This window comes from Microcystis aeruginosa FD4, assembly GCF_009792235.1.
GTDB classification, from domain to species: domain Bacteria; phylum Cyanobacteriota; class Cyanobacteriia; order Cyanobacteriales; family Microcystaceae; genus Microcystis; species Microcystis viridis.
In genome coordinates this window covers 5090497-5103346 of record NZ_CP046973.1, presented here as the reverse complement: position 1 = coordinate 5103346, position 12850 = coordinate 5090497, and the positions used below count along the sequence as shown (strand labels likewise).

8 protein-coding genes are annotated in these 12850 nt (G+C 44.2%); 5 read left to right on the top strand and 3 right to left on the bottom strand.

What is annotated here, in order from left to right:
• Positions 1-49 precede the first annotated feature (49 nt).
• Together GQR42_RS25300 and GQR42_RS25295 are read left to right on the top strand one after the other, a co-directional pair.
• On the top strand, positions 50-1084 hold the full coding sequence (locus tag GQR42_RS25300) for a hypothetical protein (protein WP_158202078.1): 1035 nt from the start codon (positions 50-52) through the stop codon (positions 1082-1084).
• Positions 1085-1098: 14 nt separating this feature from the next.
• Positions 1099-4476 carry a CHAT domain-containing protein gene (locus GQR42_RS25295; RefSeq protein ID WP_158202077.1) on the top strand — a complete coding sequence of 1126 codons (3378 nt, stop codon included), beginning with the start codon at positions 1099-1101 and terminating at the stop codon, positions 4474-4476.
• Positions 4477-5434: 958 nt separating this feature from the next.
• Here the strand turns inward: GQR42_RS25295 and GQR42_RS25290 are convergent.
• Both GQR42_RS25290 and GQR42_RS25285 read right to left on the bottom strand, forming a co-directional pair.
• Positions 5435-6622 carry an FtsW/RodA/SpoVE family cell cycle protein gene (locus GQR42_RS25290; protein WP_158202076.1) on the bottom strand — a complete coding sequence of 396 codons (1188 nt, stop codon included), beginning with the start codon at positions 6620-6622 and terminating at the stop codon, positions 5435-5437.
• Positions 6623-6693: 71 nt separating this feature from the next.
• Entirely contained in the window at positions 6694-7638 is a 945-nt protein-coding gene (locus GQR42_RS25285) for an isoaspartyl peptidase/L-asparaginase (protein WP_158202075.1), read from the bottom strand.
• Between the two features lie 50 nt (positions 7639-7688).
• On the opposite strand from GQR42_RS25285, the gene GQR42_RS29250 reads away from it, so the two are divergent.
• From GQR42_RS29250 to GQR42_RS25270, 3 genes are all read left to right on the top strand, one after another.
• Positions 7689-7850 (top strand): hypothetical protein, encoded by a 162-nt coding sequence (locus tag GQR42_RS29250; RefSeq protein ID WP_158202074.1) that lies wholly within the window; start codon positions 7689-7691, stop codon positions 7848-7850.
• Entirely contained in the window at positions 7774-7950 is a 177-nt protein-coding gene (locus GQR42_RS25275) for a hypothetical protein (RefSeq protein ID WP_158202073.1), read from the top strand. The genes GQR42_RS29250 and GQR42_RS25275 overlap by 77 nt, the downstream gene beginning before the upstream one ends.
• Positions 7951-8726: 776 nt before the next feature.
• Positions 8727-9107, top strand: a complete 381-nt coding sequence (locus tag GQR42_RS25270; RefSeq protein WP_151694677.1) for a DUF1830 domain-containing protein — start codon at positions 8727-8729, stop codon at positions 9105-9107.
• 8 nt (positions 9108-9115) lie between these two features.
• Here the strand turns inward: GQR42_RS25270 and GQR42_RS25265 are convergent, their stop codons facing one another.
• The gene (locus GQR42_RS25265) at positions 9116-11743 is read right to left on the bottom strand and encodes a chloride channel protein (RefSeq protein ID WP_158202580.1); all 2628 of its coding nucleotides are present in this window, start codon (positions 11741-11743) and stop codon (positions 9116-9118) included.
• Positions 11744-12850 lie beyond the last annotated feature (1107 nt).

Sequence of the window (12850 nt, the reverse complement as noted above, 5' to 3'; positions counted from 1 at the left end):
GTAATTTTTCAATATCTCTATTAATTTTTTGATTATTGTTGAACTAAAAATGGTTAGTATTACTGACACGATAGGAACTAAAGATAAAGAACTATTGCAAAAAGCATTTCTAAACCGTATCTTGCAAAATACTGGTTTGATAAAAAATAAAGATCATAGTTGTTTATTTCAACTTCTATATAATCCCAAAAATCAAGATAAAAAAAGAAGTGAAATTGTCGAAATAATGAAAGATAAGCATAATCTTCATTATACGGAAGCAACTATTAATGAATATGCGAAAAGAATTAGGAGAATAATGGTAGATGTGTTTAAACAAGCGATGATAGACGATGGATTAGAATTAAGTGTCAATTTAATTACTACTAAATATGAGAAGAAAGGAAAACCTCAGAATTCAATTGAACCTCATCAAGTGACTTATCAATGGTTATGGGAGAAAAAATTCCCTCGGATGGGTTGGGAATTAGCAAAAGAAGTTGCTGCACCTGCTTGTAATAAGTTAACGATGCTGGATATTAATGAAAATTTTGAGGCAGAAAAATCACATAATGGAGGAGCCTCAAACGGGAGTTCAAAAAGGGGTCTAGTTATGAATGGTACTGTAATTAAGCCAGAGCCAGATAAGGGTAATTATATTTATCTTAACAAGCCCCATTATTTATGGGTTAATTTACCTGACAATGGTAAATATTTATTGTTAATTAATGAGACTGTAGAAGGAAATTTTTATCTCTTTAGTCCTTCAAGAGCATTTGCCTATGTTCCTTATACTAAGCTATCAGAAGGACTTCGTTTACCTCCGTCTGAAGGACTAGCTCGATTTTTCCAATATGATGCAGTAGGAGATGAATATTTTCTGGCAATTGTCACAGAGCAACCCATTGAGTTATCTTGGGTTAATGGGGAATCTGACCCTACAGATATTATCTTAAATCAAGAGCGTCTTGAGGAGATATTTATTAAATTGGGTCAACAGGGTAATAGTGAAGTGTTTTATAAGCGGTTTAAGGTGGTGGAACAAACCATTAATTACTCTGAGCAATCAGCAACAATAATCAACAACAAAAACTTAGTTTATTAAAGGAGGATAGTAACATGAATCAATCCCTAATTAACCAGATACAAAAGTATAACCAAACCCTAGAAATGCTATATCAACAGGGGCAATATGAGCAAGCGATTATCTTCGCCCAACAAACCTGTGATTTAGCCAAAAGTTACTCACTAACTAATGAGCCTATTTATGCTGATTCTTTGAATCTTTTAGCCGCATTATATCAGTCAATGGGACAGTATAAGCAAGCTTTACCTCTCTCTCAACAAGCTCTCGAAATTCTTGGTAAAAGTTTAGGTACTGACCATCCCGACTATGCTCATTCTCTGAATAACTTAGCCATATTATATCAGTCAATGGGACAGTATAAGCAAGCTTTACCTCTCTCTCAACAAGCTCTCGAAATTCGTGCTAAAATTTTAGGTACTGACCACCCCGACTATGCTGCTTTTCTAAATAACTTAGCTGTATTATATGAGTCAATGGGACAGTATGAGCAAGCTTTACCTCTCCATCAACAAGCTCTCAAAATTATTGGTAAAATTCTAGGTACTGACCACCCTAACTATGCTGAGTCTCTATATAATTTAGCCCTATTATATAGGTCAATGGGACAGTATGAGCAAGCTTTACCTCTCTCTCAACAAGCTCTCAAAATTATTGGCAAAATTCTAGGCACTGACCACCCCGACTATGCTGCTTTTCTAAATAACTTAGCTGTATTATATGAGTCAATGGGACAATATGAGCAAGCTTTACCTCTCCATCAACAAGCTCTCGAAATTCTTGGTAAAATTCTAGGTACTGACCACCCTAACTATGCTGAGTCTCTATATAATTTAGCCGTATTATATAGGTCAATGGGACAGTATGAGCAAGCTTTACCTCTCTCTCAACAAGCTCTCGAAATTACTGGTAAAATTCTAGGTACTGACCACCCTGACTATGCTACTTGTCTGAATAACTTAGCCCTATTATATCAGTCAATGGGACAGTATGAGCAAGCTTTACCTCTCTCTCAACAAGCTCTCGAAATTCACGGTAAAATTTTAGGTACTGACCACCCTAAGTATTCTACTTGTCTGAATAATTTAGCCCTATTATATCAGTCAATGGGACAGTATGAGCAAGCTTTACCTCTCTCTCAACAAGCTCTCGAAATTACTGGTAAAATTCTAGATCTTGACCACCGTGAATATGCTACTTGTCTGAATAACTTAGCCCTATTATATCAGTCAATGGGACAGTATGAGCAAGCTTTACCTCTCTCTCAACAAGCTCTCGAAATTCGTGGTAAAAGTTTAGGTACTGACCACCCTGACTATGCTAATTCTCTGAATAACTTAGCCGTATTATATCAGTCAATGGGACAATATGAGCAAGCTTTACCTCTCTTTCAACAAGCTCTCGAAATTATTGGTAAAAGTTTAGGTACTGACCACCCCGACTATGCTGCTTCTCTGAATAATTTAGCCATTTCATACACAGCAACCAACCACCCAGAAGAAGCACTAAAACTGATGCAAGAAGCAGCGGAAATTGACTTAAAAACTATCTCGAAAATTTTTAGCATCAGCACCGATAAGCAACGCCTCAACTATCTTGCACAAAACTACTATAAAGTAGAAACATTTCTCTCCCTCGTTTTCCGGCACTTTCCTAATAGCCCCGAAGCCGTACAATCTGCCTATAACCTCATTTTAAAACGAAAAGCGATCGCCACTGAAACCGCCATCCTGCAAAAAATCGCCCTATTATCCCAACAATACGCCCATCTTGCCCCCAAACTCCAACAATGGCAACAAATCAGACAACAACTCGCCAAACGCTGTTTTGATCTACCCACCCCCGAACAACTTCCCTACTACCAACAAGAAATTAAATCCCTCGAACAACAAGCAGGAACCCTCGAACGAGAATTAAATATCCCCGAACTTAACCTAGAAAAAGAACTACTTAACGCCGATTTTCGCACTATCGCCTTAGAATTACCCCAAGGAACAACCCTACTCGAATTTATCCGGTTTAATAACCACAATTTCAAAGCAATTCCCGCTAACGGTGATGCTCTATCCTTTCCCCCTCGCTATCTTGCCTTTATCCTACCCGCCCAAGCCCCAGAACAGCTAACTATGATAGATTTAGGGGAAGCTGAACCCATAGACAAATTAGTGAAAGAGTTTCGGGAATCGGTAGAAAACCCACGAGGATTAAGTGTGGCCGTATTTAAGAAAAAAGAGGATATACCGCCAAAACTCGCTTTAAAAAAACTTATTTTTGACAAAATAAAACCTTATCTCACCCAAGAATTAATTATCTGTCCCGATGGCGAATTAAACTGCTTACCCTTTGAAATTTTACCCACCGATAAAGGCGGCTACTTAATGGATGAATATCGCTGCAACTTCTTAAATGTAGGACGAGATATCCTGCGATTTAAAGCCAAAATTCCCGCCAAAGTCACCGGGTCCCTCGTTATCGCTAACCCTGACTATAACTTAGCCAGTCCCGAAAACACGCCATCAACTGCCGAAATCGAGGAAAAATTCCCCTTTAAACCATCCTTACGCGATTTAGCCACCTCTCGACAAGGACAAATATTCAACCCCCTCCCCGGTACCGAAGTCGAAGGAGAAAAAATCGCTAAAATACTCAGAGTCAAACCCGTTACCGCCGCCAACGCTGTTAAAACCCTCGTCTCCAAAGTCCTAAAATCGCCCTATATTCTCCATATTGCTACTCATGGCTACTTTCTCGGCGATATAACCCCCGAACTGGACACAATTAACCAAAACTTCCTGTTATCGAGTCTTTCCGCCTCAGAACGCTTTCAAGTCGGTACGAGGCAAAATCCCCTGCTGCGTTCAGGTTTAGCCTTTGCGGGAGTAAATACCATGTTAAACGGTGGTAAACTACCGCGAGAAGCCGAAGATGGCTTATTAACCGCCTTAGACGTGCAATCTATCAACTTAGCGGGGACAGAGTTAGTAATAACCTCCGCCTGTGAAACCGCCTTAGGAGACCTCTACACAGGAGAAACCCTCATCGGTTTGCGTCGTTCCTTCATCCAAGCAGGAGCAAAAACCGTTATTATCAGCCTTTGGAAAGTGGATGATGTGGCTACCACTATCTTAATGCAGTATTTCTATTATTATCTCCTGAAAGCCAAACTTAGCAAAGCGGAAGCTTTGAGAAAAGCCAAATCTAGCCTCCAGCGTCTCACCATCGCCAAAATGCGTTCCCAATGGCTAACGGAAGATGCCATCAAATCGGCAGAAAAACACAGTATAGGGGTTGCCACCCATTTACGAGAATTAAGTCAAAAATCTGATTTAGAACGCCCTTATGAAGCTCCTAAATATTGGGCTGCTTTTATTTGTTTAGGGAATCCAGCCGGTCTTCCGCTTTTACCATTTTGACAGGCGAGCAAGGGACAAACAAACGAACAGCATAGCTAATGGGACTTAAACAAATTTTAAGCCCAAACAAAGCCGAAACTGGCTTTATATAGGGTTTGCGGCAAAAAGTTGTTCCTGGGGGCAGGGTGTGGGGTGTGGGGTCTAGGGTGTGGGGTTTTATCGATTTTCAGGTGGTCAACTACCTAATTTTCAGGGAAAAAGTCCAGGGATTTTCCCGCCGATCACTCCCAGATCTGGTACTTTTTGATTGACAAAAAGTCTAAAAGTCTTACCCAATAAGGGTTTTAGATTTATTCAGCCAATCTTATGTAAAGTTTATTTTTTCTTACTGCCTAAGTAGGGCTGGCTGAATAAATGTGAAATGTAGGCAAGGTAAGGGTTTTGTGGCTTTTCTCGTGAAACAGGTGCCAGATTTTGAGAGAATCGTGCTTCAAAACCTTGCGTCTTCATCGGCCCGCGTCCTGTAGGGGCGAAGCATTCGGATAGAAAATCTACGGTTTCACCGATAGGTTATTGCCCGAATGCTTCGCCCGTACTTTTTGCTGCAAACCCTAAGTAGGGTCTGCAGCAAAAAGTTTTCCCTGGGGGCAGGGTGTGGGGTGTGGGGTGTGGGGTGTAGGGTTTTACCGATTTTCAGGTGGTCAACTACCTAATTTTCAGGGACAAAGTACCTGAATTTTCCCCCCGATCACCCCTAGCTAAGGCACTTTTTGATGGGAAAAAAGTCTAAAAGTATTATCCAACAAGGTTTTTAGATTTATTCAGCAAACCCTAAGTATAGGCTACTTATGAGGAGAGGCACTCATGCAAGAGGCAAAAGGGAGAATAAATAATCAGTTTTTAATAACCGGATTTAGTATGAGACAGCTTCCCCATCTCCCCCCGCAACGCGCACGAAGTGGTCTCCCCATCTCCCCACTTCATAATTCATAATTCATAATTTATAATTCCCAACCCATCACTGATGACTGAAAACCGAGACAGTTTTCTGAGGACTTTTTTTACTGGTGGGAACTGGATCGGGGTCATTTTCTTCCCTAGCCACCCGGATTAAGAGGGCGGCTAAAAAGAGACTGGCTAAACTGGAACTGCCGCCATAACTAAAGAGAGGAAAAGGTAGGCCCGTAGTGGGTAAAGAACCAGTGGCCACACCGATATTTAACAGGGATTGACCGATTAAAATTACCATCGCCCCGATCGCCACTAATTTTTTGATGCGATGACGACATTTAACCGCCACGATCAGGGCGAGAGTAGCGTAGAGAAATAGCATGATTAACAGTAAAATACCGCCAATAAAACCAAATTCCTCGCCAAAGACAGCGAAAATAAAATCCGTATCTGGGAAGGGTAGATAAAATAATTTTTGTTGGGACAGACCGTAACCGCTGCCAGTGGTTCCGCCAGAACCGATCGCCAGTAAACTCTGCACTAATTGATAACCATCACCCCGGGGATCCTGCCAGGGGTCTAAGAAAGATAAAATCCGTTTTCTCTGGTATTCGCGGAAAGTAACACTAACCACAGCCATAGTTACACCCAGTAAAGCGGTGCTGGTCATGTAGGATAAAGGCAGACCAGAGGCAAGAGCGATCAGCCAGAGAGTTATACCACACAGAGCAGTGGTACTCAAGTTAGGTTGTAAGAGTATGCCCGCTAGAATTAGCCCGAAAATAGCGATCCAAGTTAACCGTTGATTGACATTTAAACGCGGCCAACCACCGAAAACCGCCGCCCCTTGCAGGACGAGAAACGGTTTCATAAATTCCGACGGTTGCAAGAGAATCGGCCCGATTTTAATCCAACGGGTGGCACCATTGATATTAGCTCCCAAACCGGGGATAAGAGTCATCAAAATTAATCCTAAAACTAATAAAATCATCCAAGGTGCGATTTTGAGGAGATTCTCGATCGGCAATCGCACCAGGAAATTAAAGCCAATTAAGCCAATCCAAAGCCAGATTAATTGGCGGATAAAATAGTATAGTCCGTTATCAAAGCGACTGTCAGCCAGAGCGTAGGAAGCCGAAAAAAGCACCACTAACCCGACTAACAGCCACAAAAAAGTCATCCAGCGCAATAATCTCGCTTCGGCTGACCAGTTTTTCACATCGGGGTCAAAAATAGGAATAATATATTGCCACACGGAGATTTTTCGAGAAGAAGTATCTTGTACAGATTAACCGAAAAGACTAGGCTCGATCGCAGTTTGTTCCACTATCTGGCAGCCAGATGACCGGTTAAACCCACATTTTCACCGTGCCATTCTAGGGTATCACCGATCGCCTGACCGTCGTGATAGGCAGCCAAGAGAATTTCCGCCGTTTTCCCCCAAACAATATTACCCTGACGATCAAGGGAAATCATGCCCAGATCCCGACCATTAGTTTGGGATTCGCGCATCGATTTCTCCACGGCAGCGGCGAGGGAAAAACCATCGGTGACGCGAATGACCACCTTAGCGGCTAAACACTCATCGATAATATCTTCCCCGACTCCCGTACAACTTACTCCAGCCCATGGATTCGCATAATTGCCGGCTGGCATCGCACTGTCACTAACGCGACCGATTCTTTCTAATCCCTTACCCCCAGTAGAAGTTCCGGCGGCGATGTCTCCCTGCTGGTCGAGAGCCACCACCCCGATAGTTCCCCGTCGTGCTGACGAGTCGGCGAATAAACGGGCCATTTTGCGATTAAAATTCGTCTTTCTTTCCTCCATCCATTCTTGAATCCGATAATCGGTTAGGGGATCATAGACAGGTATTTGTAATTCTCTGGCCAGATCGGCAGCCCCGATTTCCGAGAGAATGCGATCCTCTTGACTTTGGAGAAATTGAGCTAGGCTAATGGGATTCTGTACCCGCGAGACGTTAATGACACCGCTTAAACGCTGGTGACGACCATCCATCAAGGCTGCACTCATTCGCACCTGACCGTCCGACTGCACTACCGAACCGGTCCCGGCATTAAATCGCGGTTCATCCTCCAGTAACATACATCCTTTCGTCACCGCCTCCACAGCACTAGCACCATTGTCAAGGAGATTGTAAATATTCTTAACAATCCCCTGGAGAGAATCGCGCACTGATTCTAAACCACCTTTGTCCTCTAGGGAACTCGCTCCCCCATGAATAATTAACTTCGGATTTACTCTGGTCATTATTGTCCCAACGTCACATTACCGATCGTATCTAAACTATCACGTTTAAGTTGTCCGCACATCTAAATTGGTCTATGGGGAGCGGGAAGTGGGGAAGTGGGGTGTGGGGTGATGGGGAAGTGGAGAAGTGGGGAAGTGGGGAAGTGGGGAAGTGGGGAAGTGGGGAAGTGGAGAAGTGGGGAAGTGGGGAAGTGGGGAAGTGGGGAAATTGAACTAAAACCCCAAAACCCCAAAACCCCAACACCCCAACACCTAAAACCTGTCTCCTGTCTCCTGTCTCCTGTCTCCTGTCTCCTGATAACTGATAACTGACTTCTAACCCAATGGTAGATGTTGGATTTTTGCAGGAGTCCTATTTTCCGACAAAGATAAGTAAAAATTATTGATTGACTCCACAAACTTGAGAATATTCAAATTAACATTCCGCAATATTTACAAATTCTTAAAAATTAATTGAGAAAGATTTTTATTTAACAACGATGTGATCATGGTTACAGCGATTTGATAGAATTTCATAATGGTTTATTTTGTGCTTTTTTGGGCAGCAACGGTTGAAACCCTTGCCACATCTACAGGGTAATCCTCATTAAGACGGGGGAATTAGTCAATTTCACCCACAACGATGATCTTTTTTGTGTGTAGTTTTATTGCAAAAAAAAAGTTTTTTTGACAAAAAGCACAAAATATGATATAAAGCCAATGGATTTCTGGCTGCGAGTAGTTATGGCAGAGTGGGGAGAAGGGAGCGCCGGAGTTGGGGAGAAAAAAGCTGACGGCTGATGGCTAACTTGACAAAAATTGCCTCGGTTTCTATAATCCTGAAACCGTCAATAAAATTCGGCGATCAATAGCTGGGCAAAAAAGCAAGAAAAACGGCAAAAAAACGCAGTTCCCCCCTTGACAAATAGCCAAAACTAGGCATTAGTTAAATTTAATTATTTTTTAATAAAAACCGCCTTCTATCACCAGAAAAAGCGATCAGTAGATTTTTATCAAAGTATTGTAATCATCTTTACAACTATCGGGGATCAAAGGATGTTACGGTGAAGGAGCGATGACAAACCCACTTTAAGATCACCCCAATTGCTATGGCACAGATTCTCGATCCCCTCCCCAACGGCAAGAAAAATAGTATTCTTTGTTGCTATGTGAATGCGACCAGTCATATTCAAATTGTTCGCATCACCAATATTGCTAACTGGTATTTTGAAAGGGTGGTTTTCCCCGGGCAGCGTTTAGTATTTGAGACCCTAGCGGATGCTTTCTTAGAGATTCATACGGGGATGATGGCCAGCGCCATCCTTTCCGATAACATCCCCTGTGAGCGCCTTTATATCAGCGATGGGGATGACGATGACTCCGATGGTCAACTAGACAGGGAAATATTCTATCCCCATTCCTTAGAGGAAAGTCAAGGGGCGAAAATTGACAATACCGTACCCTTCGGTTTAACTTTAGCGTCCGCCTAGCTAATAAACTAATCCGATAATTCCCCTCGCACGAGAAGGACAGTGCAATTAACGGCACGGGCAATCGTCGAGGGGATATTGCCATTTAAGAACTGATCGAGCAAGCTTTCCCTAGATGCACCCAAAAGCACCAAAGAACAATCCTCCGATTCTACCAGATTAATTACCGCCTCGGCTGGAGAGGCCGAACGAATCGGTAAAGGTACAATCGGCTGTGCGATCGCTTTCTGTAAAGATGCTTGTAAAACTTCCAAAGTGGACAGATCTGGCAGTAAATCCGTCGGGGAGTAGATTTTACATAACCAAATTTCGGGATGATCCGAAGACTCGGACAAAGACAGCAAACTAGGCAATAATGCTAAAGCGCGTTGGGCATTGGGACCGCCGGCGGTGGGAATCAGCCACATCCTTTCACGATCTTGATCGTTGGGAAAACAATCCTTTGTCCCCAATTTTACCAAGATGGTTTCACAGGGGGCTTGAGCAATCAAAGTATCGACTAAAAACCCAAAAATCGCCCCAGTGGTCGATTTTTCCCCCGTCCAACCCATAATTAATAAATTACTGTGTCGTTCGCGAATCGTGGCCAAAATCCCGTCGGCGATATCCTGAGCAACAGAAATTTGTGTATGAACAGAGATATTCTGCTGTCGGGCTAATCTTTCCAGACGATGAAGTAATTTGCGTCCTTCGCGCGTATCTACCCGGACTTCCGCCGGAGAACTAAGACGAGGCACAGTAATCACATAGAGACAATCTATCTCATAATTGCGTTGACGGGCGATGGCGACGGCAATTTTAAACAAAGCGGTAGCGGTGTCGGGATTGGCAATGGGCAATAAAATCCGGCCCGTTCCCACGGCCGGGGAACGAGTTTGATAAACCAGATAGGAAGGGGTACTGGGTTGGGGCAGTTGACAAACTCCCCCCAATTGATCGGCCTCCACCCGGATAATATCGGTGCGAGTGATGATCCCCACCAGTTTTTGACCATCGGTAACGGGTAAACGGGAAAGCTGATAGCGATTTAACAGAAATAAAACATCGGTTAAAGCAGCCTGGGGGGCCACAGTAATCGGATTGGGAGTCATCATCTCCCGTAGGACTGTTTGACTGTTTTTTGAGCGCCATTTATCCAAATCACTTTGGGTAAAAATCCCCAATAGTCGCCCCTGTTCCACCACGGGAAAACCGCGATGATGGGAACGGGACATAATTTTCACCACTTCCCCCAGGGGTAAATCCGCCGGCAGAATTTCCACCTGCGATTGCATCACATCCATAGCCGACAGATGGGCCAGCACATCATTAGCAGGGGTTTCCTCGTTGAGAATAATACCACTAGCGGAAAGTAAATGCTCATAGAGGGAACCGGGTAGAATGCTTTCGGCAGTGATATAAGAAACGGCACAGGTCAACATCAGGGGCAGCACAATATTAAAATTGCGATGCAGTTCAAAGACAATCACGATCGCCGTTACTGGAACCCTGACCACCCCCGTAAAAAAAGCCCCCATACCGGCTAAAGTATAACTAGGTTCGCTGCCGAAACCGAGCATTTTCGTCTCGATTCCCCCCACCAGAAACCCCAAACAGGAGCCCAACACCAAAGCGGGGGCGAGCAGTCCTCCCGGGGCGCCGGAACTATAGGAGATCATCGTCAGGAAAAAATAGACGACAAAAGCGAGGGCGGTATTCTGCCAGCTTAATTCCCCTGCCAGCAAAAATTCGCGTAAACCCGTATTATCTCGAAAAAAGTCGGGTAAAAAAGCCACGACCGTTCCCGATAAGCAACTGACCAGACCGATGCGCCAAGCCAGAGATAACCGCCAACGCCGCTGCATCTGGCTACAAAAAAGGATGCCTTGATTGAATAAAGCCCCCAATAAGCCCGCTAAAGCCCCTAAAAGGCAATAAATAGGTATTTCTTGGGCAGAGAAGCTAATATTGGCATATTCAGTGATGATCGAGGGGGTATTCTGCAGCATCATCGAAACCACGGCCCCGGTAAAGGAAGCCACGATCGCCGTTTCTAGGGTCATACTGGAAACATCGCGCATTAATTCCTCGATCACAAAGAGGACCCCGGCGATGGGAGTGGTAAAACCGGCCGCTAACCCGGCAGCTGCCCCGGCTGCGATCATCTGACGACGGTGATCGGGACTGGTGGGCAGCCAGACGCTTAATTGGGCCGCTAGGGCTGCCCCGATGTGTACCGTGGGGGCCCGACGACCAAGGGTTAAACCACCGCCAAGGATCAGGATCGCCCCGATCATTTTTACTAGGGCGACGCGCCAAGACAGGGGCAAAGGATATTTAGCTAAGGCCGCTTTTACTTGGGGAATACCACCCCCAGCGGCCGCGGGGGAGAAGTGTTCGACAATCCAACCGGCGCTGTAACCAAGCAGAAAACCGCCGAGGGGCAAAACTAGGAGAGGAGAGGAATTGGCCACTAGATGCACCCGCCAACCACCTAACCAACCGATACCCAATTTCAGGATAATAGCGGCAAGGGAGGAGAGAATTCCGATTAAACAGGCGACCAGTAAAGCATAACGACTATCGATCGCGCTACGTCCGAAGTGTTGGGATTTGAACCACTGACGGAGGTTTTGGTGACGGGCAAAAAGTCCCATAATCATCACGGAGAATCAGGGCAATGGCGGAGCGAGGATTTATTTAGGGTCTGCTGAATAAATCTAAAAACCTTGTTGGATAATACTTTTAGACTTTTTTCCCATCAAAAAGTGCCTTAGCTAGGGGTGATCGGGGGGAAAATTCAGGTACTTTGTCCCTGAAAATTAGGTAGTTGACCACCTGAAAATCGGTAAAACCCTACACCCCACACCCCACACCCCACACCCTGCCCCCAGGGAAAACTTTTTGCTGCAGACCCTATTTAGGGTTCTGATTCCTCGTTTCTTTAATCATAAGCCGTTGAGTTCTTTGACGCTGCCATCGCACTAAGCGCTTCGGGATTCTTGGTTCAACCAGTCCACTTAAACTAAATCCCTGGCAATGTTTAGCTTAGAGGTGGTTCTTACGCCAGGCGTTACTTTTCGTGCGCCCCACGATAGTTGTATTTCTACAAAATTTGCTTGAATTGAAGTGTTAGCTTCAAATAAGTGGGTGGGTGGAATTAAATAGGGTTGGCTGAATAAATCTAAAAACCTTGTTGGGTAATACTTTTAGACTTTTTGTCAATCAAAAAGTACCGGACTGGGAGTGATCAGGGGGAAAATCCCTGGACTTTTTCCCTGAAAATTAGGTAGTTGACCACCTGAAAATCGATAAAACCCCACACCCCACACCCCACACCCCACACCCTGCCCCCACGAAAAACTTTTTGCCGCAAACCCTAAATAGGGCTGGCTGAATAATGGTAAAACCCTTTTAAAATAAGGCTTTTGACCTGTTAAAATCCGATGTTAGTACCAGAATATAGGATTGGGACATTCAAAAACCTGGCATTATCCTTCTTTTAGTACATAAACTGGTACAAACAAAGAGGGCAACAAAGCCTGAAACGACCGGCTACTGACTCCTAACCCCACCAACCAACTTTTTGCCGCAAACCCTACATAGGCCGGGCTGCGGACGTTGGGGAGGTGCGGGGGATTGTCCGATTAATACTAAATCTGGTTATTAAAAACTGATTATTTATTCGCCCTTTTGCCTCTTGCCTTTTGCCTGTCCTGATATGTAGCCTATACTCAACGGATTTATTATAACAGGGTTTGGTA

What these genes read in the sequence shown, in the direction of transcription:
- GQR42_RS25300 (WP_158202078.1), top strand. Translation starts at nt 50, where the DNA reads ATGGTTAGTATTACTGACACGATAGGAACTAAAGATAAAGAACTATTG.
- GQR42_RS25295 (WP_158202077.1), top strand. Translation starts at nt 1,099, where the DNA reads ATGAATCAATCCCTAATTAACCAGATACAAAAGTATAACCAAACCCTA.
- GQR42_RS25285 (WP_158202075.1), bottom strand. Translation starts at nt 7,638, where the DNA reads ATGACCAGAGTAAATCCGAAGTTAATTATTCATGGGGGAGCGAGTTCC.
- GQR42_RS25270 (WP_151694677.1), top strand. Translation starts at nt 8,727, where the DNA reads ATGGCACAGATTCTCGATCCCCTCCCCAACGGCAAGAAAAATAGTATT.
- GQR42_RS25265 (WP_158202580.1), bottom strand. Translation starts at nt 11,743, where the DNA reads ATGGGACTTTTTGCCCGTCACCAAAACCTCCGTCAGTGGTTCAAATCC.